This is a genomic window from Anaerotruncus sp. 1XD42-93 (assembly GCF_009917605.1).
Taxonomy (GTDB): domain Bacteria; phylum Bacillota; class Clostridia; order Oscillospirales; family Ruminococcaceae; genus Anaerotruncus.
Genome location: NZ_QZEG01000025.1, coordinates 15,708 through 41,560 on the forward strand (window position 1 = coordinate 15,708; position 25,853 = coordinate 41,560).

The following is a 25,853-nucleotide window of genomic DNA, read 5'->3' on the forward strand; positions in this document are numbered from 1 at the left end:
GCAATCTGCTCGGTTTTACTTGCTTAAATCATCGGTAAACTGTATAATATGGTTATCATGTCGTAAATATCGCGGGGGCATCGAGGGGATTCTGTCCAGAATTACCAGTTTCAACCGCCCCGAGGCGGATAAAAAGGAGTGTATTACTTTATGAGACAATACTTAGCGGGTAAGATCAGGAACGTTGCGATTGCCGGTCACGGCGGGTGCGGAAAGACCTCTCTGGCAGAGGCTCTGCTGTTCAAGGCCGGTGCGACCGACCGTCTGGGCAAAACCAATGACGGGAATACGGTCTGTGATTTTGACCCGGAGGAGATCAAACGCAAGGTATCGGTCTCGAGTGCGGTCGCTCCGTTCGCGTGGGGAAGCGTCAAGATCAACCTGATCGACACCCCCGGACTTTTTGATTTTGCCGCTGGCTTTTATGAGGGCGTGCGCGCGGCGGAAAACGTCCTGATCTGCGTTTCTGCGCGGTCGGGCGTGTCGGTTGGCACCCAGAAGGCGTACAAGCTCGCGGAAAAACTCGGCAAATCCAAGATGTTTTTTGTCAACAAGATGGATGCCGACCACGCGGACTTCTACAAGGTGCTTGAGGAGCTGAAAACTGATTTCGGTCCGTCGGTCTGCCCGATCGTCGTGCCGGTCGTCGAGGACCACAAGGTCCAGTGTTATGTCAACCTGGTTGACAATAAGGCATACCAGTACAATGCCAAAGGCGAGCCATCTGAAGTTGCAATGCCGGATCTGGAGCACCGTCTGGAAGGTCTGATTGCCGCGATCAGCGAGGCGGTCGCCGAGACCGACGAAACCCTCTTTGAAAAATATTTTTCGGGCGAAGCGTTCACCCGGGATGAGATCATCAAAGGCATCCATGATGGTGTGCATAGCGGTGCGATCACCCCGGTGCTCTGCGGTTCGGCAGTCACCCTGGAGGGGATTGACATGCTGCTCGATTCGCTGGTGGATCATCTGCCGTCCGCATGGGAAGCGGGCGCCGAGATGGCGACCGACGCGAACGGCGAGCCGGTCGAGATCGACTGCACCGACGAAGCTCCCCTTGCGGCCTACATCTTTAAAACGGTCGCAGACCCGTTTGTCGGCAAGCTCTCCTATTTCAAAGTCGTTTCGGGCAAACTGTCCGGGGAGTTCACCCCGGTCAACTCCCGCACCGGTGCGCAGGAACGGATGGGCAAGCTGGTCTACATGACCGGTAAAAAGCAGGAGGACACCGCATTCATCACTGCGGGCGATATTGGCGCTGTCACCAAGCTGAGCGGCGCCGTCACCGGCGACACCCTTTGCGATCCCAAGCGGGTGGTTTCGTTCGAGCGGGTTGCGTTCCCGGAGGCGTGCCTTTCGATGGCGGTCAAGATCAAGCAGAAGGGCGACGAGGGCAAGGTCGCACAGGGGATGGCGCGTCTGATCGAAGAGGACCCAACCATCGGATTCGAGCAGAACAACGAAACCAAGCAGCAGTTGATTTCCGGTCTGGGAGAGCAGCATATTGATGTGATTGTTTCCAAACTGAAAGCGAAGTTTGGCGTAGATATTGGCCTGGATAAAGTTCGTGTTGCATATCGCGAGACGATCCGCAAAACGGTCAAGGTACAGGGCAAACACAAGAAACAGTCGGGCGGCCATGGACAGTATGGAGATGTCTGGATCGAGTTTTCCCCCTGTGATGATGAAGGGCTGGTGTTTGAAGAGAACGTGTTCGGCGGATCGGTGCCGAAGAACTTCTTCCCGGCGGTGGAAAAGGGCTTGCAGGACTGTGTCAAACACGGTGTTCTGGCGGGCTATCCGATGGTCGGCCTGAAGGCGGTTCTGCTCGACGGTTCCTACCATCCGGTCGATTCCTCCGAAATGGCGTTCAAGATGGCGGCTTCGCTTGCGTACAAGGCAGGTATGCCGCAGGCTTCTCCCGCGCTGCTCGAGCCGATCGGCAACCTCAAGGTCTATGTTCCGGACAGCAATACCGGAGATATGATCAGCGAGCTGAACAAGCGCCGCGGTCGTGTGCTGGGGATGAACCCGTCGGACGATGGTTTGCAGATGGTCGAAGGAGAGGTTCCGATGAGCGAGATGGATGATTTCGCGACGGTGCTTCGTTCCACCACCCAGGGCAGAGGCTGGTTCACCTTCAAGTTCGAGCGGTATGAGCTGCTGCCCGCAAACCTCGAAGCAGCTGTCATCGAGGAAGCAAAGAAGCGCAGCGAAGCAGAATAAAGAACTGTAAAGGCTGGTTGAATTGGAGGCCGGGGCAAAGTCCCCGGCCTTTTTGCATTTTGCTGTGTAAAAATTCAAATAATTTCCCCGCCAAGGACATATATATGGAAATAAGATTTCTTATTATGGAGTTGTTGGGGAGGTAACATTGATGTTTACAATCACATTCCGGGTGACCAAAAAGCAGCTTGCGGCGGCTGCCGCAGCGCTGGTGCTTGCATTTGCAGGGGGGCTATGGGCAAAGTCTGCGCTGTCTGAGCTTGCGGGGGACGTGGTGCAGGCTCCTGCCGAGGTCAAGATCGAAAAGACAGCCGCTAAGACCAACGAACAGCGGGTCTCGTTTTTGGAGTCATTCGGCTGGGAGGTCGAGCCGGAGGCGGAGGAGATTCTTGACGTGTTGATCCCCAAGGAGATGGACGACGTTTTCTCGAATTACAACGAGATTCAGAAAGCACAGGGCTGTGATCTTACCAAGTATGCAGGAAAACGCTGCAAACGGTACACTTATATTGTGAACAACTATCCGGACCAGCCCGAAAACATCCGCGCCAATATTGTGACCTATAAAAACAAGATTATCGGCGGGGATGTCTGTTCCATCGAGCTGAATGGGTTTATGCATGGTTTTGCAGCGGAAACAGATTGAACCCGGATGCAGGATGTGATACAATATCCCCAGGTGCAAAACAGGGTGTGCTGTTTTGCACCCGCCGGGGTGATGCGTCAAATCTCAGGGAAGCTACAGTATACAGGAAAGACAGCGTGAGCGGGGATGGATGAAATTGGCATATCAAAAAGGAAGTATGCGTCTGGACAAGGCAATCGCTGCACAAACGCGATTTTCGCGTAAGGATGTGCATAAAATGCTCAGCCGTGGGCAGATTCTGGTAAATGGGCAGCCTGTGCGCAATTTTGACAGCAGGGTTGACCTGGAGCATGACGAGGTTCTGGTCGACGGCCAGCCGCTGGCACTCACACGCTACAGCTATCTGATGCTGCACAAGCCGCGAGGGGTGGTCTGTGCGACTGCGGATGCCGCTCTGCCTACCGTCCTCGATCTCGTGCCGGAGGAATTGCGGCGTTCCGGGCTGGCCCCTGCCGGGAGGCTCGACAAGGATACCACTGGTTTTGTGCTATTGACCAATGATGGGGATTTTTCCCATCGCATCCTTTCCCCCCGCAGCCATGTCCCCAAGACTTATCTCGCTCTGTTGGACAGGCCACCCGACCATCTGGTGGTGGAAGCGTTTGCTGCGGGAGTTGCACTTTCTCCGGACAAGCATGACAATCTTGGCCCTGGGGGCGGGGCTGCCCGCCAAGAAAAAGAAAGGACCATCTGTCTGCCGGCCAGGCTGGAGCCGGTGGAAGGTGCCCCCTGTGTTGCAAGAGTGGTGATCCGGCAGGGGATGTACCACCAGATCAAACGGATGTTTGCGGCTTTCGGGATTGTGGTGACCGGCTTGCACCGGGAAAAGATTGGCGGGCTTTCGCTGGATCCATCCTTGCCGGAAGGGGGCTGCCGGCCGCTTTCTATGGAGGAGGTTGCGCAGATTGAGACAGAGTGCCAGGCGGAAATTTTTTAAAATGCACCGGGTTATCTAACAACCGTTCAAAGTTGCGTTAAATTTTCTTCATATTTTTTGGGGAAATTTGTTGTATAATGTGTCTGCGAAATGATCAACTATATGGCACAATCGAGTCAATACGTTCCCAAAAGGCATTATTCCCTCGTAAAACCTCAAAAAAGATGAAAATAATGGCTCTTTTCAGAGGAAAATAGGAAAGTGTGTTGCAAATTACACAAATTTGTTGTAAAATATTCGTGATGGCTTGTCAGAATAAAGTTCTCAAAATTTTCTGTGTCCGAAATGCCGGAGTAGATGGAAGAGTTCCGGCGCGGGGCAGGTGGGCCGGTGACGCATGGACCTATTACGAATAGAAGAGGGGATTGAAATGTCAAACAGGCTTTTTCAGGGGATCGTTCATCAGATGCGGGACTGTATTGACCGGGTGATCGGGGTCGTGGATGACAGTGCGGCAATTATCTCTTGCAGCGATCTGACCAAAATCGGAGAGACCAGCGATTTTTTTGCCATAGATCCCGGTGAGGTGAGCGAGGTATTCGTCCGGGATGGGTATACCTATAAACCGTTCGGCAGTAAAATGAAGCCTGAATTTGCAGTATTTGTCGAAGGCGTCGATGACCTTGCCGCAAAATACTGCAACCTGCTTGCGATTTCACTTTCATCGATCAAGCAGTATTACGACGAAAAATATGACCGCAGCAACTTTATTAAAAACGTGATCCTTGATAATATCCTGCCGGGTGATATTTATGTCAAAGCCCGCGAGCTGCATTTCAACACCGATTCCACCCGGGTAGTCCTGCTGATCCGGATCATTGCTTCCAACGATATTTCCGCATTCGATGTGATCCAGAACCTCTTCCCGGACAAGCAGAAGGATTTCGTTTTCAACATCTCGGAAAGTGACATCGTGCTGGTCAAGGAGACCAAGCCGGGCATCGAGAGCAAAGACCTCGAGAAGCTCGCCCGCTCGATTGTAGATACGCTGGGCAGCGAGTTTTACACCAAGGTGGTGGTTGGGATCGGGACCTCGATCGTCGGGGTCAAGGACCTTGCGCGCAGCTTCAAGGAGGCGCAGGTCGCGCTGGAGGTCGGCAAGGTGTTCGATACCGAAAAAGCGATCGTCAGCTATGACAACCTGGGGATTGCCCGTTTGATCTATCAGCTCCCGACCACCCTCTGCGACATGTTCCTGCGGGAGGTCTTTAAAAGAGGGTCGATTGAGTCGCTCGACCATGAAACCCTCTTCACCATCCAGAAGTTCTTTGAAAACAATCTCAACGTTTCGGAAACCTCGCGCAAGCTGTTTGTGCACAGGAATACGCTGGTTTACCGGCTTGAGAAGATCAAAAAACTCACCGGGCTGGACCTGCGCGAGTTCGACCATGCAATCATCTTCAAGGTTGCCCTGATGGTCAAACGTTACCTTCAGGCCAATCCCGTGAAATATTAACGAAACAAACGAAAAGCCTGTTGCGAACAACAGGCTTTTTCAAAGGCGGTGTACCATTCGATTGATCGAGTTTATCAATGTTTCCAAAGTCTATAAGACCGGGACGCATGCGCTCAATAATTTCAGCATCCGTATCGACCGAGGGGAATTTGTATTCATCGTCGGGCCATCGGGTGCGGGCAAAAGCACCTTTATCAAGCTGCTGATGCGGGAGGAAAAGCCCACCTCGGGGGAGATCTATGTCAACGGACAGGATCTTATCAAGCTCAAGCGGCGCAAGGTCCCGTATTTCCGGCGGACGCTGGGAGTGGTCTTTCAGGATTTCCGGCTGATCCCCAATATGAACGTTTACAATAACGTTGCGTTTGCCCTGCGGGTCACCAACGTCTCAGGCAGGGAAATCCGCAACCGGGTTCCGTATGTGCTCGGTCTGGTTGGTCTGGCCAACAAATCCAAGAGTATGCCGGAGCATCTCTCGGGCGGTGAGCAGCAGCGTGTTGCGTTGGCGCGGGCGCTGGTGGCCAATCCGTCGCTCATCATCGCGGACGAGCCGACCGGCAACATCGACCCCGACCTCAGCTTTGAGATTGTCGACCTGCTGTCAGAGATCAACAAATGCGGTACCACTGTCGTGATGGTCACCCATGAGCATACGCTGGTCAACGAGTTCAACCACCGGGTGGTCACGATCGACGAAGGCCAGGTGGTTTCGGACGACCGGCTGGATGGGGGGTACTACATCGAATGAGGGGAAGCAGTTTTGGATACCTCGTCAAGGAGGGCGTCAAGAATATCTATGCCAACCGGTTGATGTCATTTGCTTCAATCGGTACGCTGGTTGCCTGTATGCTGCTGATCGGCAGTTCTCTGCTGCTCTCGATGAATGTCAATGTGGTGGTCGGGCATTTTGAAACCCAGAACGAGATCGTCGCCTACCTCTATGACGATGTGACCCAGGAGCAGGTGTTCCAAATCGACCAGCAGATTGCAATGATCGACAATATTTACGACACTATTTATCTGGACAAGGACGCGGTGCTTCAGGAGCAGCAGGCGATGCTGGGTGACCTGGGGCCGTTGCTTGATTCGCTTGAAGGGGACGAAAACCCGCTCCCTGCGACCTACCGGATGAAGGTGACCGACCTTGCGCAGCTTTCCAGTACGGTGATGCGGGTCGAAGCGATCGACGGGGTCGAGATGGTGCATTCTCCCGATCAGGTCGCAGAGGTGTTTGTCAGCCTGAAAAACGCGATTTCGACCGGCGGGATGTTCATCGTCGCCATCCTGATCGTCGTTTCGCTGGTCATTATTGGAAATACGATCAAGGTGACCGTCTTTAACCGGCGCAAAGAGATCAACATTATGAAGTACGTCGGCGCGACCGATGGGTTTATCCGTCTGCCGTTTTTCGTGGAAGGGTTCCTGCTTGGCCTGCTTTCCGCGTTGATTTCGTTCGGCCTGCTCTGGGCCGGGTATAACTATATTATGGAGATTATCGCCGAAAACCCGTCCATCTGGATCGAGCAGGCGTATGCCAACGTCATCCAGTTTAAAGATATTTCGGTCCGGATGCTCGGTTGGTTTGCCGGCGGCGGCATCGGGATCGGGGTCTTTGGAAGTATGTTCTTTGTCAACAAATACCTGAAGGTCTGATTCCTTTCGGGATGCTGCCGCTCACTGGGGCGTGAAAGGGGGATTCCACATGTCAAAATGCAGGCGTCTGCTCGCAGCCCTGCTTGCCTTGATGCTTGTTCTGCCGCTGTCTGTACACGCGGACGAGGGGGAGGAACTGGACAACAGCGCTGCACAGGACCGGCTTGCTGAGCTGAACGACAGCTATAAAGAGCTGGAAGACCAGAAAAAAAAGGTGGATTCCCAGATTAACAGCGCGCGGACTGAACGTAAAAAGCAGGAGATCATCAGCGCCGAGATCGATGGGCAGATCAATACGACCACCAAGCAGATCGAACTGCTCAACGAGCGGATCGGCCTGCTGACCCAGCAGATCGGGCAGCTCAACGGCAGCATCGCACAGAAGCAGATCGAGATGGAAGCCAAAGAGGAAGAGATCTCGGAGGCAATGGAACTGTTCAAAAAGCGGATGCGGGCGATCTATATGTCGGGAGGTGGGAACAACACCGCGATCGGCATGATGCTTGGGGCGGAGAGCTATTCGCAGATGGTGATACGCGCCGAGGTGGTCGGGCGGGTCGCGAAGCACGACCGGGAGCTGCTCTCCAAGCTCGACCAGGACCTGAAGGAGCTGAACGAGCTGAAAAACGGGATCGAGCAGGACAAGCAGGAGATCGAGCAGAACAAGAGCGCGGTCGAGGGCGACAAGACTGAGATGGCGGTCAAAAAGGAGGAGCTGGACAGCCAGTACCAGATGGCGCGGGACAAGGTGGAGGATATCGCCGCACAGGAGCAGGAATATCTCGCGAATAAGGCCGAAATCCAGAAAAAGCTGAACATGCTCGAGGCAGAGATGAAAGCGATCTACGACGAGATCAACAAAGAGTCGGTCAATGTGCCGTACACCGGCGGTACCATGCGCTGGCCGTCCCCCAGCCTTTCGCAGATTACCACCCACTTTGGTGAAGGAGGACATACCGGTATCGACATCACCGGCGGTGGTGCCTACGGTACCCCAGTCCTCGCTTCGGGGGATGGGGTTGTCAAGGTGGCGAGTGTTCAGAACCCGGACAGCGGCTACGGCAAGTATATCATCATCGACCACGGAGGCGGAATCCAGACCCTTTACGCACATTGCAGTCTGCTCAGTGTCAGTGTGGGGCAGACGGTTTCGGCAGGCCAGCAGATCGCGCAGGTCGGCTCCACCGGATGGTCTACCGGCCCGCACATCCATTTCGAGGTGCGCAAAAACAGCCAGGCGGTCAACCCGCTTGCCTATGTAGGCGGCTGACCGCATAGGCTGTGATAGATGGAGCATATGCCTTGGAGGGGTCTGTCTGAGAAATCGAAATGGCCGTTTTTTCTGCAAGAAGCTGCGTCAAAAATGCTCGCCTCTTTGCGAAAAATCCGTCTATTTCTCTATTTTCAAACAAACCCTGGATGGGCGGAAAGGGGTATCCATGTCAAAGGGGAAACGGATTTTTGCGCTGGCGTTGGCGGCGCTGATGACCCTTATGGTCATTCTGCCAACCCTCTCGATGCTGGTGCATGCCACAAATACAGGCAGTGAGGAGCCAACGGAACAGCGGGATTTCACCGCCGAACGGAATAAGATCGCCGAGCTGAACGACAGCTATAAGGAACTCGAGGCCCAACAGAAGAAGATCGACTCGCAGATCAGCAATGCCAAAAGCGAGAAGCAGAAGCAGGAGGCGATCAAGGAGCAGATTGACGGACAGATCAACACGACCACCAAGCAGATCGAGCTGCTCAGCGAGCGGATCGACCTGCTAAACGGCAATATTGAGCAGAAACAGGTCGAGATGGAGCAGAAGCAGACCCAAATCGACGGCACGATGGAGCTGTTCAAAAAGCGGATGCGCGCGATGTACATTGCGGGGAACAACACCAGCACGATCGGCCTGGTGCTTGGGGCGGAAAGCTATTCGCAGATGCTCATGCGCGCCGAGGTGGTGGGCCGGGTTGCGGAGCACGACCGGGAGCTGCTCGCGAAGCTGGATCAGGATTTCAGGGAATTGAACGAGATCAAGAGCGAGATTGAGGAGGATAAGAGCGCGGTCGAAGGCGACAAGGCGGAGATGGCGGAGAAAAAGGAGGAGCTGGACGACCAGTTCAAGCTCGCACAGGATAAGATCCACGACATCGACGCGATGGAAAAGGCGTTCATGGCCAACAAGGCCGAGCTGCAAAAGCAGATGAAACAGGTGCAGGCACAGATGCAGGCGATCTATGATGAGATCAACCGGGAGTCCATGAATGTGCCGTACACCGGCGGCGTGATGCAGTGGCCATCCCGCTCCCTTTCACAGATTACCTCGAGTTACGGCTCACGGTTCGGCGGAAGCGACTTCCATACCGGTATCGACATCGCGGGCAGCGGCGCTTACGGCACCCCGGTTCTTGCCGCGGCAACCGGCACTGTCAAGGTGGCGAACACCGCAGTTACCCCCGGATATGGCTACGGTAAATATGTCATCATTGACCACGGCGGCGGAATCCAGACCCTCTATGCGCATTGCAGCGCGCTCAATGTCAGCGTGGGGCAGACGGTTGCGGTCGGGCAGCAGATCGCGCAGGTCGGCTCCACCGGATGGTCCACCGGCCCGCATATCCACTTCGAGGTGCGTAAAAACGGTCAGTCGGTCAACCCGCTCTCCTATGTGGGCGGCTGACCTATCCCCATCCTGAAGGAGATTTACTTATGAACAAGAAGATTTCGCTCGGTGCGGCGATCGCCTTCATGCTGATCGTCGCGGCCGCAACCTTTTCGATGAGCATGCTTTATGCAATGAGTACCTTCAACGAGAAGGTCTACAGCGTCAAAGAGCGCGAAAGTACCTACAGCAAGATTGCCGAGATCGACAGCTATGTACGGCAGAACTATATCGGCTCAATCACCGAAACGCGTCTCACCGATGCAACCGCGGAGGGCTTCCTCGCAGGTACCGGGGACCCATACGCAAAATATTATGATGCGTCGAACTATGCCCGTCTGCTCGATGACTACTCAAACAAATCGGTACAGATCGGCATTGTGACCACCATGGACGAGAGCGGTTATATCCGGATTTTAGAGGTCTATCCGGATTCGCCGGCACAGGCGGTGGGCCTGGAGGTGGATGACCTGATCGTCAACATTGATGAGACCGACGTGAGCAAGGATAACTATACCGAAGCGGTCGGGATGCTCCGCGGTGAGCCGGGTACCAAGATGACCATTGTGCTCCGCAAGGGGGTGGAGGATACCACACTCGAGATAACCCGCCGGTTTGTTGAGGTACCGTCGGTCAACTCCTCGCTGTTGGATAACTACATCGGCCTGGTGACTTTTAAAGAGTTCAACGACAATACCCCCGACCAGTTCAACAAACAGGTCAATAGCCTGATCGACCAGGGGGCGGCTGGGCTGATTTTTGATGTGCGGGGGGTGAATACCGGGACCTTGCGCTCGGTCGCACAGGTTCTGGACAAGCTGCTGCCCGAAGGGGTGATCGTCTCTTCGACCAACAAGAACGGTGAAACGACGGTGCTCGAGACCTCGGATGCGCGGGAGGTCGCACTTCCGATGCAGGTGCTGGTCAACGAGAAAACCTCGGGAGAAGCAGAGCTGTTCGCGCAGGCGATCCGGGATTATAACAAAGGCGGCATCGTTGGGACGACCACCGCGGGCAAAGGCACCATGCAGACCACCTTCCCGCTCACCGATGGCAGCGCGATCCGCTTAACCACTGCCAGGTATAATCCGCCGGTCAGCCCGAGTTATGACGGCGTTGGCGTGCAGCCTGATTTTGAGGTAAAGATGACCGAAGAACAGGCAGCTCTCGCGTCGGCAATTGGCGGTGTGGACAACGACCCGCAGCTTAAAAAGGCGGTAGAGGCGATTACAGTCGTTATCAAGAGCGGCGGCAACCTCGAGACGCTGGAACCTGTGGCCCCATCAGACCAGACTTCGTCTTCCAGCTCGGGGGACAATAGTTCGGAGGATGAGAACAGCAGCCCGGACGATGCGGAGGGAGACGAGGACAGCGAGGACAGCGAGGATAGTTCTTCGGAGGACGAGGAAGAATCTTCCTCCGAAGAGGAGGAAACCAGCTCGGAGGAAACCAGCTCGGAGGAGGACAGCTCCTCAGAGGATGCGGAAAGCAGTTCGGACGATGAAGACGAGATCAGTTCTTCGGAGGATGAGGATGCTGGTTCCGAGGAGGAATCCAGTTCGGATGGTCAGTGATTTTAGCGGATTCCTGTTTTTTCTGGGCATACCGGAGGGATTTCCTTCATAAACTGGACAGGTAAGACGACAGAGAGCGCTATCCGTTTTTTGTGAATATTTCATGAAATTCGTCCCACATGCTTGACAGATTTCGAACGTTTGAATATAATATGTGCTATTGGCTGAGCCTTCTCCGGTTTGGCTAGGTGGCGGTCGCAGAATTTGTTTTGCCGTGTCGCCAGAAATCGACCAGGGAATCCTGCTGATTCGATTATAATGGCCGATGGCATTTGTCGCCGTAATGCTGCGGTGAAGTCCGGGGAGTGGGGGAGCGTATGCCCGGACAGTGGCCGCCGGCATCAGAAATGTATCTTTAAAAGGAGAAAATGAAAATGGCAACAGAACTGGTAATGACTACCGAGGGCTATGAAGCGCTCAAAGCGGAACTCAATGAGTTGAAAAGCGTTACCCGTGGCGAAATTTCCGAGAAGATTCGGATTGCACGCGGATTCGGCGATCTTTCGGAGAACAGCGAGTATGACGAGGCCAAAAATGAACAGGCGGTCGTGGAAGCGCGGATCAAGAAGCTGGAGGACCAGCTAAAGTCGGTCAAGGTGATCAGCCGCGACCAGCTTTCAACCGAGACAGTCGGGATCGGCTGCCGGGTAAAAATTCTTGATCTCGAGTTTGATGAGGAGATGGAATATGTGATCGCAAGTTCGGTCGAGTCCCATTCCGACCTCAACAGCATCTCGGATGAATCCCCTGTAGGTAAGGGCCTGATGGGCCATAAGGTCGGGGATGTGGTGGAGATTCACGCTCCTGCTGCGGTCCTCAAGCTCAAAATTCTGGAGATCGGCCTATAATTCCCGGCGGAAATGTCGAAAATTTTGTAAAAAAGCGGGCTATGCAGATGCCTGCTTTTTTGCTATAATATGCCCAGAACAAAAACAGATCTGCCGGTGTTGTGACGGGATAACGGCGGCGGTCAAAACCGTATCATTATCATTGTTAAGGATGTGTCATATTGTGAGTGAGAACCAGAACAATCCTGCGGTCGAGCTGACCGCGGAGGAAGAACAGCAGAAGCGCTCGGAGATTTTGCAGATCCGCCGGGACAAGCTCTCCGCCCTGCAAGAAGAGGGGAAAGACCCGTTCCAGATCACGACCTATGCGCGCACTGCCTATGCGGACCAGATTGTGGAAAAGTTTGACGAGATGGAGGGCAGGACCGTTTCGATCGCTGGGCGGATCATGAGCAAACGTGGGATGGGTAAGGCTTCCTTTATCGATCTGCGGGACAGTTCGGGCCGGGTGCAGAGTTATGTCCGGCAGGATCATGTCGGTCCGGAGGTTTATGCAGATTTCAAGAAATGGGACATTGGGGACATCATCGGGATCGAAGGGGAGGTGTTCCGCACCCAGAAGGGCGAGATTTCGGTCAAGGCGGACAAAGCGGTTCTGCTTTCCAAATCCCTGCTGCCGCTCCCGGAAAAGTGGCATGGACTCAAGGACACCGAGCTGCGTTACCGTCAGCGGTATGTCGATCTGATCGTCAACCCGGATGTTAAGGATACCTTCGTCAAGCGTTCGCGGATTGTCAGCGCAATCCGCAGTGTCCTCGACCGGAAGGGTTTCCTCGAGGTCGAAACCCCGGTGCTGCATATGCAGGCGGGCGGTGCGAATGCGCGTCCGTTCATCACCCACCACAACACGCTCGATCTGGATATGTACCTGCGCATTGCGCTCGAGCTGCACCTCAAGCGGTTGATTGTGGGTGGGTTTGATAAGGTTTATGAGATCGGACGCACCTTCCGCAACGAGGGGATGGACCCCCGCCACAATCCCGAGTTTACCCTCCTGGAATTATATGAAGCATACACCGATTATCGGGGCATGATGGACATTACGGAGGAACTGATCCGGTATTGTGCACAGACGGTGCTCGGCACCAGCGTGATCCGGTATGGGGATGTTGAGATTGATCTGGACAAACCGTTCGAGCGGCTTTCTATGCTTGATGCGGTCAAAAAATACAGTGGGGTGGACTTCCGGACTGTGGAGACGCTGGAACAGGCGCGTGCACTGGCAAAGGAGCACCACATTGAATATGAGGAGCGGCATGGAAAGGGCGATATTCTCAGCCTCTTCTTTGAGGAATACTGCGAGGAACACCTGATACAGCCGGTCTTTATCACCGAGCATCCGGTTGACATCTCCCCGCTCTCCAAGCGCAAACCGGATGACCCGGAGTATACCGAGCGGTTCGAGCTGTTCATTCTGGGCCGCGAGCACGCCAACGGGTTCAGCGAACTGAATGACCCGATTGACCAGCGTGCGCGGTTTGAGCATCAGGCGGCTCTGAAAGCAGCCGGGGATGAGGAAGCGACCGATGTGGATGAGGACTTCCTCACCGCGCTTGAATACGGTATGCCTCCGACAGGCGGCGTCGGCATCGGTGTCGATCGGCTGGTTATGCTGCTGACCAATAGTGTTTCGATCCGCGATGTTCTGCTCTTCCCGGCCATGAAGCCGTTGGGCTGAGAAAACTCAGGAATCATGCGGGTTTGCAGCACTTCAAATCTGTGTTGACAACAATTTTTCGTAGAAATACGAAGGATTGTGATGCAGAATGAATTGTTGAAGGCAGGCCGCACAATATAGCGCTTACACTTAGGAGAGCACTTTTTGAAAGAAATTTCGGAAAGTGTTCTCCTTTTTTGTTAGATAGCATCTACACGTGTTAAGCACGCATAGCAGCCCAAATAGCGATACAACGAATATGTACTGTGGCGATAAAAGCATCAGAGGTCTTGGCATAGCGGGCGGCAATGCCTCTCCAGCGTTTCAAAGACAGAAAGCAGTTTCCTACCAGGTGACGCAGTTTATAGAGGTATTTATCATAGCCGCGTTGTTCTTTACGATTCTTCTTCGATGGAATCACAGGTTCCATCCCCGCTGAAACCGCATAGGACAGGAATCATTTGTGTCATAACCCCGGCCTGCCAACAGGGTTCCTGCGGAAATGCCTTCTATCAGGTGGACAGCTTCTTTACAATCCGCTCGGGTACCTTCTGTAATAAGGATTCGGACTGGCATACCATACGCATCCACGGCCAGATGTATTTTGGTGTTAAGCCCCCTTTTGTCTTGGACATATCCTGATTGCCGCCTTTTGCTCCCGCTGCGTGGGGATGTACCTTGATATGGCTGGCGTCGATCATCAGCCATTCATAATCCGGCTCATCGATCAGAATTTCTAAGAGCTTTTCCCAAACACCTTTTCTGCGCCAACGGATGAACCTCTGATGAACACTGCCCCACTTCCCGTAATCGGGAGGCAGGTCACGCCAGGGTGCTCCGGTTCGCAATACCCAAAACACCGCATTGATAAAACGGCGGTTATCCTGAGCAATCCCGCCCCACTGGCCTCGTTGTCCCGGCAAATGTGGTTCAAGCAACTCCCATACTTTATCGTTTATGTCGTGTCTATGATAGGATGCATCCATCTTTCTGCCCCCGGTCTTTTAAGATAGTTCCATTCTATCACAATCCCCGCCTCTTGTGTAGACGCTATCCAGGAAACGATTTCCTGCGCGGTATGATTTGTGTATTCTATCTGCATCCGCCAGCAGATTTCTCCCTCTGGCATATCTTCATCCGAAAAATCCTTATCAGCTTCTTCATCCTCATCTGCCCAATATTCTGGTAGCAAATCAAAATATGGCAGGACGCTGTTTCGGGAGGGGGCAAGATTATAGTCCTCCGGCCACATGAAAGATTCCAGACTATGTACGGCCCAGCGCAGGAGCGTGGACATCTTTTTGCCGTCCAGCGTCATGGACTGCTCTGCCCCGTCACCATCGAAGTCGGTCATAGTGAGGATGCGGCTGATCCTGTTGGCGGTAAAGCGTCCGTTGACCGGCAATTCATTGCCATACTCGTCAAAGACCTCTGTATGGATTTCAAAAACTAATGTGTTGATGATAAGCTGTTTTTTCCTGCGTTGCGCTCGGCATAGGGGAAATGGATGTTGTAGACCTCCTGCGCCAATTCTGCAACCTCCGGGCGGTGATCGTGCATCCGGTTCCCCAGCCACACTTAGTCACTGGCGATCAACCGGCCCATTGGAAATAGTCTGTGCCTCAGCTTTCTTTACGGCGGAGAGCCGGGAGCAGGCTTTGCAGATATGCGCGGCGAGGCCCTTGCCGGAAAACTTTTCGTTAGCTTTGTATTTGCCGCAGATTTTACAGTAATGTCCATGCGGGAGGCCTGATTCCTTTTTGGACATGGGATAGCCCTCTCTTTATTTTGCATTTCCTCTATGATAGTACAACGTTTCTTTTAGAACCTGTATTCATAATCAGAGGATGCCGGATGGGCGAGGGATTTTGCTGCCCTGCAAGGCGAAAAAACGCAGACAATCCTTTGTGTATTGCAAGATTTTTCAACGCGGCAGGCCGGTAAAAGACCCGCTCAGACGGTGTCGAATGGTTGTGAATACGGGTTCTTATTCCTACCGAAGCTATAAAATATGCCGATGCTATCCTTGTGCAATCTGAGGGGACGGACTATAATAATAGAAATCTGCTAATTCTCGAAGATTACCTTGACGGAATTTTGACTTTCTCCCTATATGATGAAAAAGACTGGAGGTGTTCGCATGGCATACAGAATTTTGATTGTGGATGATGAACCTATCCTGACCGAATTGCTTTCCACCCATTTGCAGGATCACGGCTATACGGTTTCCGTAGCCAACAGCAGCGATGAAGCCTTGGCGAAGCTGAATACAAAGCCGAATCTCATCCTTCTGGACATCAATATGCCGGGGATGGATGGGCTGGAGCTGTGCAAGGTCATTCGGAATCATATCGTCTGCCCCATCCTGTTCCTGACGGCGCGGATCACAGAGCAGGATAAGGTCAACGGCCTGCGGGCGGGAGGGGACGACTATATCACCAAGCCTTTCGGCTTGCAGGAATTGCTTGCCCGCATTGAGGCTCATCTGCGCCGGGACGAGCGGAATAACCGCCCGCCGGAGGTCGTGACCTCCCAGGGGCTGATTATCAACCTCTCTGACCGGAAAGTATTTTGGAACGAGCAGGAGCTTTCCTGTTCCAAAAGAGAATTTGACATCATTGAATTTCTGTCCTCTAACCCCAATCAGGTCTTTGACAAAGAACGTATCTATGAGGCGGTATGGGGCTATGACGCGGAGGGCGACAGCAATGTGGTTAAAGAGCATATCCGCAAAATCCGCGCAAAGCTCATGCAGGCCAGCGGAAGTGAGTACATCGAAACAGTTTGGGGGATGGGCTACCGATGGAGAAAGTAAAGGGACAATCACTGAAACGCTCCTTCATGGAAGCCGTGGCGATGACAATGCTGATCGTGTTCCTGTGCAGCGGCCTTGCGATTTTCGGCTGTTATCGTTTCCAAAAACATATTCTCCCCGATTCCAACGAGGTCTGGCTAACGCAGCAGACAACCGCCCCGGATGGTACGGTCACAGAAGCAAAAATGAGGTACATTCTTGATGGCTCGCCAGAGCCATTCGGCCAACTGGTAGCGGACGGCCAGGAACACAACGAGAATCAGGGACAGACGAGCTACATGATAGAGCGTATTGAATCCAGCTACTCCATGCTTTCCCCTAAAGCGAGAACGGCCTACCGCGTTTCGCAAATTTGTATGGTGCTGCTGCCGTTCCTGTTTGCTGTGATTGGAATTGCTTTGTGCGCGTGGTGGTTTTATCACAAGGTGCTGGAGCCGCCGATCACTGTCCTGATGGAGGCCACCGCCCACATTCAAGACCGGGATTTGAACTTCCAGATTACCTTTGACGGGCAGGATGAACTGGGCCGGCTCTGTGCCGCCTTTGAGAAAATGCGGCAGACCCTATATGAGAATAACCGTCAGATGTGGAGTATGCTGGAGGAACGCCGGGCGTTGCAGGCATCCGTGGCCCACGACCTGCGTAACCCCATCGCCATCATGACCGGTTATGTGGAATATTTGCAGGAGAACAGCCGGGGTGGGACCTTGACGGAGGAAAAACTGGAAAAGGCGCTCTCCAATCTCGGCATTACCGCGGAACGCATGGGCCGCTATACCGATACCATGCGTGACCTGGGGGCTATCGAAGAAACAGAAGTTCACCGCAGAGAGGTGGAGCTTCCTGATTTTTTACAGCACATGGCGGATTCTCTATCCATTCTGTTTCAGAATACCGATGTGCGTTTTTCCTGTGACCTCCATTTGCCGAAGGGGAGGGCCGTCCTTGACGGAGAGTTGTTGTACCGCGTTCTGGAAAATCTGATCTCCAATGCCCTCCGTTTTGCGGAGCGGGAAATTGGACTTACTTTTTGTCTGGAACATGGAATCCTGTTGGCCACCGTGACCGACGACGGGCCGGGCTTTTCGGACAAGTTGCTGCAAAAGAAAACCGCCCTGTTTTACTCCGAAGATACCTCCGGCAAGCACCTTGGCCTGGGACTGGCTGTAAGCCGGGTGCTGTGCCAAAAGCACGGGGGAACTATAGAGCTTTCAAACCAACCGCCCCACGGGGCCTGCGTGAAAGCCTCCATTAAATTGCAAGAAATATTGTACGGCACAGCCTTAATAACAGGAGGAGAAAATGGAAATATATGAAGTGATGCTTGACAGCAAACAATATGCCCAGTTAAAGAGTATGCTGATTGAAGATAGGAAGGGGGACTTAATAAGAAAAATACCAATCAACGGAAACGATTTGTTTTGTGATATGATTCATGAAATATATTCGCCTGTAATAGATGGATGGAGTACACTTGAAATTGTATTGAAAGAATCTGCCAAAGCACTGGATCTGTTAAGATTTATGACAAAACAGATATTTCCGGAGGACGAAAATTATTTTGTGAGACAGATTGGGAGAAATTGGGCAAATATTCGTTTGGAAAAGGATTACGCATTTAGAATATATAAGATCAAGGAAGAAGGCTTAAAATAAATTTTTAAAAGGAAATTTCTCATTTATCGGGCAGTTATCAATAATAGGCAACTGCCCATTCAGCCGTTTTGACAATGTGGAAATTTGATCGGCGTTTACAACGAAATGCCGCCCAAAAAACTTGGGCGGCATTTCGCTTTTCTTGACCGAATTTTGACTTTTTCCCGCTATGCTTAGTCCATCAAAGCAAAGGAGGCCATGTATGCGAAAACGATTGATCGCCGTTCCCCTGATATGCGGCGCTCTTTTATCCCTCGCCGCCTGCGGGAACTATGCCATTCCAGACAGTACGCCCCCGCCGTCACAGGCTGTTGCGGCAAACCCGTTTGAGGCGGCGGAGGAGGACGCCGGATTTCTGGCAATGCTCACCCACGAAGCTGCTTCGGCTGATTTCTCCGAGAGCGGGGAGCGCCTGCCCTTCCCCTATGACGGCGGCGAGTTTCGGCTGGACTACCGATTCTCCCTCTCCGGCAAGATGGATACTGTTGGATTTCTCCTGTTTCTGGACGGCCAGCCCCAGCCCTACAAGGTGAACGATACCACAGCGGAGTATGAGTATTGCCACAGCTTCCCCACAGCAGAGGATCAGACCTTTTCCTTCCTCTTTGAGCCTGTGACCGGCAGCACCGGCGATACGCTGACCCTGACCGTGGTGAGCATCACGAACCCGGACTTCCAGCCGGATATGGAATCCACTTCCAGCTATGGCTGGTATCATAAGACGCTGGAATCTTGTGTTGAATTGCAGTTCAACGTGGACGCGCCCGCCGCCCATTCAGACCTTCCGCCTGTCCGGGAAATCTTCGTGCAGAGTGATGTGTGGGAGGAAAAGGTTACAGCGCAGTATGTGGAAAACGAGCTTCCCAAATACGGCTGGGGCGGTGTGAGCATGGACACGCTGGATAGCGGGATCTATTATACGTTCTCCTATGACGGCGGCATCACCTATGACAACCAGCGGGTCTCCGCTCCCGTTACCCTGCGATTTACCATGTGCGGCACAGCCGGGACAAGTTACAGCATCGCTTTTTTCCTGGATCACCGGCCGGTGAAATTTGACGAAAGCACCTGCCGCTCCATTACATTGAGCAAAGGCGGCGTCATGGAGCTTGAGGCCGTGATCGACCCGGACAAGCTGGGGCAGTTTAACACCTTCTACTGTGTGGCCGTCCCCCAAGGTGGAGCATCCGGCCCGTTCTTTAAGACCAATTCTATTTTATTGTATAAGGAGAACTGAACATGAAAAAGGCATTCTGCATGATATTGGCGCTGCTTTTTACCCTGGCGTTGTCCGCCTGCGGTAAGATGGATTCCCCGGCTCCTGCGGTTTCGGGAGGTGACCCCTCCGACACTCCTGCGGTTTCAAGGAGTGACCCCTCCGATACATCCGTGGTCGCTGTCCCGCCCTCTGACGGACAGCAGTACCAGCCCATTTCCCAGGCTGGTACATCCTGCACCTTCGACCCTGCCCTGTTTGGCGGCAAGCTCCAGAGCTGCGCCTATGCCGGGAATGGAACGCTTTTCGTGCTGGCGGACAAGCTGTACCTCTACGACACAGGGACTTCCTCGGTGCTGGCCACCGCAGAAGCACCCCTGCGCGACTTTGAATCCCAGGCCATTGACGGGGGCTACGTCCTGTCCGGCATGGGCGATAACGGCATGATGGCGTACATCTACGACAGCTCGCTCTCTCTGAATAAAGAGATCGCGGTGGATGAGCTTTTGCAGGGGGATTTTGTTGTCAGCGAAACCGGGGGCGTAACGGCCTCCACAGACGGAAAGAAGCTGGCGTTTGCCGCCATGGGCGGGTTATATCTGTATGACCTGGAAAGCGGGAGCCTGACTACTCTCCTGAACGTGGCCCAAAATGCCGGGACAGCCAGCATTGGAATTTCCATGTTGAACGGCGCCGCGTTTGCTCAGGATAACAGCCAGATTGTGTTCTTTGGCAGCGGTAACTCAATTCCCGCGGTAGATGGCGAGGAAGGCTTTTCCATCCACGGGAGCATCGCCGTGGATGGCAGCGGTCTGAAGCTCACAAAACCGTCCGGCTACGAAATGGAAGAAATGCAGAGCAGCGTCAGCCGGTTGTTTTTCCCGCAGACCTTTACCCAGGCCAACGGCACGCTGCTTTGGATCGACCGGGCAACGGGCAGCGCCAATACGCTTTCCTTCTCTGCCAGCGGTGAGGGCAAAGACGGCGTGTACGGCTCGGAGCAGGGGGACTATGTCGCTACCGCCGTTCTGGGCAGCAATCTGACTGTTCGCGTCTATGACGTGGCCTCCGGCGCATTGGTTGCCACCGAAGTGATTGAGAACTCCGACCCTACATATTTCAACCGCATCCCCAGGATTTACCTTTTGGACGGGGCCAAGACCGCCGTAGTCGTTCTCGGAGGCAGCATTATCGAAGTTGATACGTTGGTATCCACATTTACATTTGGAGAATAACATGGAGATTACATTTGAAGGCGTATCAAAGCAATACAAAAGCAAGCACGCGCTGAAAAACTTTACCGCCACCTTGAGTGAGGGTGTGTATGGCCTGCTGGGTGAAAACGGGGCCGGGAAAACCACGCTCATCAACACCTTTGTGGGCATTTTGCGGGGGGACAGCGGTACGATCCGGGTGGACGGTCAGGATGTGAGGACGCTGGGCAAAGCGTTCTTGTCCCAAATCGGCTATATGCCCCAGTATCCTATCTTCTATCGGGACTTTACCGTCAGGGATTTTCTGCTCTATATGTGTGCGCTGAAAGACATTCCCGCCCACGAAGGGCAGGACCGGGTTTCCGAGCTGCTGGCCACGGTGAACCTGACGGACGCACAGGACAAGAAAATCGGTGCGCTCTCCGGCGGTATGCGTCAGCGCGTCGGCATTGTGCAGGCCATGCTGTCCGACCCCAAAATTCTGATACTGGACGAGCCTACCGCCGGTCTTGACCCCAGCGAGAGGATACGGTTTCGGAACCTGATCTCCCGGTTTGCCCAGGGCCGGACGATCCTGCTGGCAACCCACATTGTTTCTGATGTTGAGTGCATCGCGCGGGAAATCCTGCTGCTGAAACAGGGGACGCTGCTCATGCAGGGGACGCCCGCCGCGCTGGAGCAGAACATTGAGGGCAAAGTGTGGAATGTGACCGCCGGGGCCGAGGATGCCGCGCTGCTGACCGATCTATACTGTGTCAGCAACATGAAGCAGGAGGACGGACGGTTTACCCTCCGCATTGTTGAGGATGGATGCCCAATCAAGACCGCACAGCCTGTCCAGCCCAACCTGGAGGATGTGTTCTTGTACTATTGCAGGGGGGAGCGCCATGATACGTCTGATACGGTATGAGTTTATCAAGCAGTTCTGCAAACGCTCCATCCTGGCGCTCTTTGTGGTGTTCAGCCTCGCCAACCTGTTCAAAATCTATGGCGAATACAAATCCTACTCCTATCTGACAGACGGGAACGGAGAGCGGAGCTGGCACACGCTCCATTGGCAGCTCTATGAGGAATACCGGGGCGAGATTACCCCGGAGAAGGTCGAACGCCTGCTTGCGGTCTATCAGCCACTTGTGGAGGCCACATCGGATATGACCGCAAGCACCGCCACCGATGACCCCAATACGATGACCGGGAACCTGTACAGCGACAGGAACCTGCTGGACAAGTATTTTGTGCAGCCTATGCAGTATTCCTATGAGTACAGCGGCCGGTCGGAGCAAGTGGCAAACAGAGCGCGGCAAAGCGCCGCGCTCTATGGGGAACGGGGAGCGGTCTATCAGCAGAGGGAGAGCGGCGCGATCTATAACCTCTATGCTGGCCGCACCATCCCCGCCTTTTCCTATCGGGAAATGTGCAATTACTATCTGAACTATGATTTTTCCATCATCCTGACCCTCCTGCTCTGCCTCTATGGGATCATCGGAACCTTTGTGAGCGAGCGGGAAACGCAGATGGATATGCTGTTACTGGTAAGTCCTAACGGCGGCAGAAAAACAGCCCTGGCGAAAATCCTCGCGGCCACCCTGTTTCTGCTCTTGACATCGCTGTGGTTTTCTCTCCTTGACCTGATTGGCTTTGCGGCCTCCTTTCAGACCTTGGAAGGGCTGACCCTGCCGGTGTTCGCGATTCCGAACTTTGCGGAAGTCTCCGTTAATCTCAGCATTTTTCAGTATGTCCTCCTGTCTGCGGCACTTAAATGCGCTGGCACATGGGTGATTGGGATGCTCTGGCTGCTGGTTTCGATGTTCTGGAAAAATGCCCTGCTCCCGTTTGTCATCAATTTTGCCCTCTGTATAGTGCTGGTTGTCAACGGAGCCGTTTGCGCCTACTCCAATTTCTTCTGGACAAAGGTGCTGAATCCCTATTCTCTGCTGACCAACCGTGTTCTCCTGGGCAAAACGGAGTTTGTGAACCTGGGCGGGTTCCCCGTCCTGACTTGGCAGGCCGCAGTTTGGATTTCTTTGACAGCGGGCTTTGTGCTTGTTACCGCAATCTATTTTCTGTCAGCGGAAAACTGCCACCGCTGTGTTGGGAGGGCAAAATGAGTGTTTTCTCTTATGAATGGAAAAAACTGATGATTTACCAGCGGGGCCTATGCTATATCTTGGCCGCGCTCCTGGTCAGTACGGTTTGGCTGGCTGCAACCGACAGGCCGCAGAACAGCGCGATGGAAGAATACCGCGAGGAATACGAGTGGTATCTGGAACGGCTGGACGGGGCGTATACAGAGGAAAAGGCCGCTTGGCTGGAGCAGGAGGCCCAGGCCATCACGGAGGCCCGCTATGCCCGCTCCGGGTCCCAGGAAAGCTATTACAGCGGCCAGATCACAGCGGAACAGTATGAGCGGCAGACTGCGGAGGTCAACACTGTATTGGCCCATGAGCATGGTTTTGAAGCTGTGTATCAGCAATATTTATATATCTGCGAGAACACCGGCAATCGTTACTTTCTGAAAACAAACGGCTGGGCGGGGCTGTTTTCCGCCCAAACGCTGGACTTCCCGCTGTTCCTTGTCATTTTGATTTTGGCTGCTGCGGTTTTTTGCTCGGAGTATAGCTGCCAGATGGACGCGCTTTTGCGGACGGCTCCGCAGAGCCGCAAGAGTGCCAGAAGTAAAGTCGTGATGACCCTCTGCGCCGTGTTTGTCCTCTGTGTAGGACTATCCCTGATCCGTTTTCTGTTCTTTGCGGTAAAATATGGCCTGCCCCACGGGGAGTACCCTGTTCAGAGTATCGCCAGTTTCGGGGGCAGTACAAAAAATATCTCCCTGCTGGCTGCGTATCTGATTTTGACCGTCCTGCGCTGCTTTGGCTCGGTGTACCTCGCCGCTCTGCTGCTCTTTACCTCCGTTTTAGTGAAGAAATACGCTTTGACGGTGGTGATTGGGGTGGCATCCACCTTAATACCGTATATCGGCCTGTCCAGACAGATCTGCTACCGCTTGCCGCTGCCCCTGCCGTTCCTGCTGGCAACCGGCTTTTTGGAGGGGGCTTCTTCTGTGGAGGATTCGTTGACAGGTGAAACCATCGTGACTTTTTCGGAGCGTTCCCCCCAGGAGCTGCTGGCCCTGCTCAGCCTGTCCGCTGTGTGCTGCGCCCTCATGGTATGGTGGGTCCTGCGGCAAAACACAAACTGCTGGCAGTCTGGAAGAAAAGCCGTCAGAGGCTGCGGGGTTGCCGCGCTCTGCCTGCCGGTGTTGCTCTCGCTGTCCGGCTGCTCTGTCACAGAATCTACAAACGGGATATTCAATTCATCTTCGCAAAGTGTGTCGGAAACTTACAGTGTGATCTTCGACGATCAGACGCGGACATACTCTCTGGAGAACCGGGAAACCGGCGCTTTGACGGATTTGGCCCTCTCTCCGCTGTTCGGGGCCTTTTTGGACGGAGAATCCGTCCAGGCGGTCTATATGGATGCTCCCTGCATTTACTATATGACCTCGCGCACAGAACAGTATGTGGATCGGGTCGGCAGCTACAACAGCACAGCTACCCAGGTGTCTATTGTCCAGCTTGATACAGAAACCTTTGAGGAACAGGTTATTTTCGAGAAAATAACGGACAGCGGGCGATCTCTGCTGGGAATTGACTATACCGTGGGGGATACCTGGATGTTTCTGCAATACTGCTATGGCTTTTTCTTGAACAACGACAGCCTCTTTTTCATTACGAATGATGGGATTACGGAAGTGAGCAGGACGATCCAGCGAACGCAAGTGCTGGACATCCCCACCAGGGGGAATATAGCGTTTGATGGGCGGACGATCTACTTCATCAACGAAAATTCTTTGCTGACGACGTATGATACCAAGACCCAAAAAGCAAGGCCGTTTCGGAATATGGTTGCCTATGACTTCTGCCTGACCGACCAAGGGCTGTATTTTATCAACCGCATGGATTCCGACTGTGTTTATTTGTGCGGCAAGGACGGCGTTGGCAGTCTGAAGGTTTCAAATGATCCAGCCTTGTCTGTTGAGTATGACGGTGAGAACGTTACCATGATTCTAAAATCGGACGGGAAGGAGGTGGTTTTTGAGCCGTGACGGTACGGGAGCGCCAAGCATCCGTCAGAGCAAGGCGAAAAAAGCGCGGCAGAAGGTTGATGATCGCCTATGCTTTGCGCGGTGTGATCTTCCTTCTGCTGGATCTGATGATTATTCTTATGGTATGTGGGGTGCTTTATATCAAGGAGCATCTGGCTCCTGCGCCGGACAGTGAATTGCCTGATGGGAATAGAGGAGATTCAACGGGCGATACCACTGTTGCGGGAAGCTCCATCATTCCGGCAGCGCCTTCTATTCCCGGACAAGTAAAAATTGCCTTGGATGCCGGACGTGGTGGAGATCAGCCTGGGTGCGTAATAAATGGTGCAACTGAAAAGGATATTACTTTGTCCATCGTTTTGCTACTCCAAGAAAAATTGGAATCAGAGGGTGCTGCCGTTGTTTTAACGCGGAGTGCCGATTCTGATGTCAGCTTGCCTGACTGTTCAGAGATCGCAAACAACGCCGGGGCGAATTATTTTATCAGCATCCATTGTAATTCGTATGAAGATGATTCTTCCGTCACAGGATTTGGGTGCTATTGCTATCAATCTGCTGAAAGTGAGAATCTGGAAGAAACTATCACATCAACGGCGGATAACCATTCGATTTCAACGCGGAAGGTAAAGGAGGAAAACTATGCCGTGTTGCGCGAAACGGCGATTCCTGCTGTTCTAATTGGGGTCGGTTTTTTGACGAACACAGAAGAACGGGGAAAACTGTTGTCCCCGGAATATCAGGATACTGTGTCCTGCTTGCGGGAATAAAACCCATGACAAGATGCGGGAGGATACTGTACTGCTGAATTTCCCGATATATTGCCCTAAATGCAAGCAGGAAACGCTTATTGAGGGACAACAAAAAAATCACCGTCATCAAAGGGCCAGACGCATAGATGCAGAGCCGATGAACTTGTGAGCGAATCACCAGATCATCGGCTCTGCATATCACATTACATACTGTTTTGCATCTAAAAGATAAGTATTTTCCATTTGCCCGTCAGTTCATTTGCCATAGCGCGTACAGCGGCCAGGACCAGCCGCCCCTCTGTTCCGGGCGAGCTCGGTAAAGCCCCGCGATTTCCTGGATTTCGCGCTTTGATACTAAGAGCAATTTTGCTTTTAATAAGAACCTGTATTCACAAGGAGAAAAGAACGTGGTAAAATAGAGATATGGAAGAAAAAGGACGGGAGTCG

22 protein-coding genes and 2 pseudogenes are annotated in these 25,853 nt (G+C 53.3%); 21 read left to right on the forward strand and 3 right to left on the reverse strand.

The window, feature by feature from the left end:
• Positions 1 to 150: 150 nt before the first annotated feature.
• The 11 genes from D5269_RS10305 (at position 151) to lysS (ending at position 13,672) form a co-directional block, all read left to right on the forward strand.
• Positions 151 to 2,226, forward strand: coding sequence for an elongation factor G (locus D5269_RS10305; RefSeq protein ID WP_120485778.1), 2,076 nt, complete (start codon positions 151 to 153; stop codon positions 2,224 to 2,226).
• Positions 2,227 to 2,377: 151 nt separating this feature from the next.
• Positions 2,378 to 2,872, forward strand: coding sequence for a DUF4830 domain-containing protein (locus D5269_RS10310; protein WP_120485779.1), 495 nt, complete (start codon positions 2,378 to 2,380; stop codon positions 2,870 to 2,872).
• Positions 2,873 to 3,008: 136 nt separating this feature from the next.
• On the forward strand, positions 3,009 to 3,809 hold the full coding sequence (locus D5269_RS10315; RefSeq protein WP_243126824.1) for a pseudouridine synthase: 801 nt from the start codon (positions 3,009 to 3,011) through the stop codon (positions 3,807 to 3,809).
• 370 nt (positions 3,810 to 4,179) lie between these two features.
• Positions 4,180 to 5,265, forward strand: coding sequence for a helix-turn-helix domain-containing protein (locus D5269_RS10320; protein ID WP_016317287.1), 1,086 nt, complete (start codon positions 4,180 to 4,182; stop codon positions 5,263 to 5,265).
• Between the two features lie 61 nt (positions 5,266 to 5,326).
• Positions 5,327 to 6,013, forward strand: a complete 687-nt coding sequence (gene ftsE, locus D5269_RS10325) for a cell division ATP-binding protein FtsE (protein ID WP_016317288.1) — start codon at positions 5,327 to 5,329, stop codon at positions 6,011 to 6,013.
• A complete protein-coding gene (ftsX, locus tag D5269_RS10330) occupies positions 6,010 to 6,918 on the forward strand; it encodes a permease-like cell division protein FtsX (RefSeq protein ID WP_016317289.1) in 909 nt (302 codons plus the stop codon). The genes ftsE and ftsX overlap by 4 nt, the downstream gene beginning before the upstream one ends.
• A 49-nt stretch (positions 6,919 to 6,967) precedes the next feature.
• Positions 6,968 to 8,188 (forward strand): M23 family metallopeptidase, encoded by a 1,221-nt coding sequence (locus tag D5269_RS10335; RefSeq protein ID WP_016317290.1) that lies wholly within the window; start codon positions 6,968 to 6,970, stop codon positions 8,186 to 8,188.
• A 169-nt stretch (positions 8,189 to 8,357) separates the two neighbouring features.
• Entirely contained in the window at positions 8,358 to 9,590 is a 1,233-nt protein-coding gene (locus D5269_RS10340; RefSeq protein ID WP_016317291.1) for a M23 family metallopeptidase, read from the forward strand.
• A gap of 29 nt (positions 9,591 to 9,619) precedes the next feature.
• Positions 9,620 to 11,146 carry a S41 family peptidase gene (locus tag D5269_RS10345; protein WP_120485780.1) on the forward strand — a complete coding sequence of 509 codons (1,527 nt, stop codon included), beginning with the start codon at positions 9,620 to 9,622 and terminating at the stop codon, positions 11,144 to 11,146.
• A 374-nt stretch (positions 11,147 to 11,520) separates the two neighbouring features.
• The gene (gene greA, locus D5269_RS10350; protein WP_016317293.1) at positions 11,521 to 11,994 is read left to right on the forward strand and encodes a transcription elongation factor GreA; all 474 of its coding nucleotides are present in this window, start codon (positions 11,521 to 11,523) and stop codon (positions 11,992 to 11,994) included.
• Between the two features lie 163 nt (positions 11,995 to 12,157).
• Positions 12,158 to 13,672 (forward strand): lysine--tRNA ligase, encoded by a 1,515-nt coding sequence (gene lysS / locus D5269_RS10355; RefSeq protein WP_016317294.1) that lies wholly within the window; start codon positions 12,158 to 12,160, stop codon positions 13,670 to 13,672.
• A 199-nt stretch (positions 13,673 to 13,871) separates the two neighbouring features.
• Here lysS and D5269_RS10360 read toward each other — a convergent pair.
• Both D5269_RS10360 and D5269_RS10365 read right to left on the reverse strand, forming a co-directional pair.
• Positions 13,872 to 14,637 (reverse strand): annotated as a pseudogene (locus D5269_RS10360) (IS5 family transposase).
• A complete protein-coding gene (locus D5269_RS10365; protein WP_016317296.1) occupies positions 14,607 to 15,056 on the reverse strand; it encodes a hypothetical protein in 450 nt (149 codons plus the stop codon). Before D5269_RS10365 ends, D5269_RS10360 begins: the two are co-directional and overlap by 31 nt.
• A gap of 735 nt (positions 15,057 to 15,791) precedes the next feature.
• Between D5269_RS10365 and D5269_RS10375 the strand changes: the two genes are divergently transcribed.
• From D5269_RS10375 to D5269_RS10420, 10 genes and pseudogenes are all read left to right on the forward strand, one after another.
• On the forward strand, positions 15,792 to 16,466 hold the full coding sequence (locus D5269_RS10375; RefSeq protein WP_120486747.1) for a response regulator transcription factor: 675 nt from the start codon (positions 15,792 to 15,794) through the stop codon (positions 16,464 to 16,466).
• Positions 16,454 to 17,782, forward strand: coding sequence for a HAMP domain-containing sensor histidine kinase (locus tag D5269_RS10380; RefSeq protein WP_120486748.1), 1,329 nt, complete (start codon positions 16,454 to 16,456; stop codon positions 17,780 to 17,782). Before D5269_RS10375 ends, D5269_RS10380 begins: the two co-directional genes overlap by 13 nt.
• A complete protein-coding gene (locus D5269_RS10385; RefSeq protein ID WP_016315154.1) occupies positions 17,769 to 18,122 on the forward strand; it encodes a hypothetical protein in 354 nt (117 codons plus the stop codon). Before D5269_RS10380 ends, D5269_RS10385 begins: the two co-directional genes overlap by 14 nt.
• Positions 18,123 to 18,324: 202 nt before the next feature.
• On the forward strand, positions 18,325 to 19,359 hold the full coding sequence (locus D5269_RS10390) for a hypothetical protein (RefSeq protein ID WP_120486749.1): 1,035 nt from the start codon (positions 18,325 to 18,327) through the stop codon (positions 19,357 to 19,359).
• 2 nt (positions 19,360 to 19,361) lie between these two features.
• Entirely contained in the window at positions 19,362 to 20,573 is a 1,212-nt protein-coding gene (locus D5269_RS10395; protein ID WP_120486750.1) for a hypothetical protein, read from the forward strand.
• 1 nt (position 20,574) lies between these two features.
• Positions 20,575 to 21,462, forward strand: coding sequence for an ABC transporter ATP-binding protein (locus D5269_RS10400; protein ID WP_120486751.1), 888 nt, complete (start codon positions 20,575 to 20,577; stop codon positions 21,460 to 21,462).
• Positions 21,440 to 22,660: an ABC transporter permease gene (locus D5269_RS10405; RefSeq protein WP_120486752.1), complete on the forward strand. Its 1,221-nt coding sequence runs from the start codon at positions 21,440 to 21,442 to the stop codon at positions 22,658 to 22,660. The genes D5269_RS10400 and D5269_RS10405 overlap by 23 nt, the downstream gene beginning before the upstream one ends.
• Entirely contained in the window at positions 22,657 to 24,657 is a 2,001-nt protein-coding gene (locus D5269_RS10410) for an ABC transporter permease (protein ID WP_120486753.1), read from the forward strand. Before D5269_RS10405 ends, D5269_RS10410 begins: the two co-directional genes overlap by 4 nt.
• Positions 24,658 to 24,716: 59 nt before the next feature.
• A complete protein-coding gene (locus D5269_RS10415) occupies positions 24,717 to 25,424 on the forward strand; it encodes an N-acetylmuramoyl-L-alanine amidase (protein WP_155846329.1) in 708 nt (235 codons plus the stop codon).
• A gap of 13 nt (positions 25,425 to 25,437) precedes the next feature.
• Positions 25,438 to 25,552 (forward strand): annotated as a pseudogene (locus D5269_RS10420) (cysteine-rich KTR domain-containing protein).
• A 104-nt stretch (positions 25,553 to 25,656) separates the two neighbouring features.
• Here D5269_RS10420 and D5269_RS18320 read toward each other — a convergent pair.
• Positions 25,657 to 25,853, reverse strand: a 197-nt coding sequence (locus tag D5269_RS18320; RefSeq protein ID WP_207670316.1) for a hypothetical protein, incomplete at its 5' end; no start/stop codon positions are given.

Excerpts from the sequence above, each read along its gene's own strand:
- greA (WP_016317293.1), top strand. The coding sequence starts at position 11,521 with ATGGCAACAGAACTGGTAATGACTACCGAGGGCTATGAAGCGCTCAAA.
- D5269_RS10415 (WP_155846329.1), top strand. The coding sequence starts at position 24,717 with ATGATCGCCTATGCTTTGCGCGGTGTGATCTTCCTTCTGCTGGATCTG.
- D5269_RS10340 (WP_016317291.1), top strand. The coding sequence starts at position 8,358 with ATGTCAAAGGGGAAACGGATTTTTGCGCTGGCGTTGGCGGCGCTGATG.
- D5269_RS10380 (WP_120486748.1), top strand. The coding sequence starts at position 16,454 with ATGGAGAAAGTAAAGGGACAATCACTGAAACGCTCCTTCATGGAAGCC.
- D5269_RS10310 (WP_120485779.1), top strand. The coding sequence starts at position 2,378 with ATGTTTACAATCACATTCCGGGTGACCAAAAAGCAGCTTGCGGCGGCT.
- ftsX (WP_016317289.1), top strand. The coding sequence starts at position 6,010 with ATGAGGGGAAGCAGTTTTGGATACCTCGTCAAGGAGGGCGTCAAGAAT.
- D5269_RS10305 (WP_120485778.1), top strand. The coding sequence starts at position 151 with ATGAGACAATACTTAGCGGGTAAGATCAGGAACGTTGCGATTGCCGGT.
- D5269_RS10395 (WP_120486750.1), top strand. The coding sequence starts at position 19,362 with ATGAAAAAGGCATTCTGCATGATATTGGCGCTGCTTTTTACCCTGGCG.
- D5269_RS10320 (WP_016317287.1), top strand. The coding sequence starts at position 4,180 with ATGTCAAACAGGCTTTTTCAGGGGATCGTTCATCAGATGCGGGACTGT.
- D5269_RS10345 (WP_120485780.1), top strand. The coding sequence starts at position 9,620 with ATGAACAAGAAGATTTCGCTCGGTGCGGCGATCGCCTTCATGCTGATC.
- D5269_RS10400 (WP_120486751.1), top strand. The coding sequence starts at position 20,575 with ATGGAGATTACATTTGAAGGCGTATCAAAGCAATACAAAAGCAAGCAC.
- D5269_RS10335 (WP_016317290.1), top strand. The coding sequence starts at position 6,968 with ATGTCAAAATGCAGGCGTCTGCTCGCAGCCCTGCTTGCCTTGATGCTT.
- D5269_RS10385 (WP_016315154.1), top strand. The coding sequence starts at position 17,769 with ATGGAAATATATGAAGTGATGCTTGACAGCAAACAATATGCCCAGTTA.
- D5269_RS10390 (WP_120486749.1), top strand. The coding sequence starts at position 18,325 with ATGCGAAAACGATTGATCGCCGTTCCCCTGATATGCGGCGCTCTTTTA.
- D5269_RS10410 (WP_120486753.1), top strand. The coding sequence starts at position 22,657 with ATGAGTGTTTTCTCTTATGAATGGAAAAAACTGATGATTTACCAGCGG.
- D5269_RS10375 (WP_120486747.1), top strand. The coding sequence starts at position 15,792 with ATGGCATACAGAATTTTGATTGTGGATGATGAACCTATCCTGACCGAA.
- D5269_RS10405 (WP_120486752.1), top strand. The coding sequence starts at position 21,440 with ATGATACGTCTGATACGGTATGAGTTTATCAAGCAGTTCTGCAAACGC.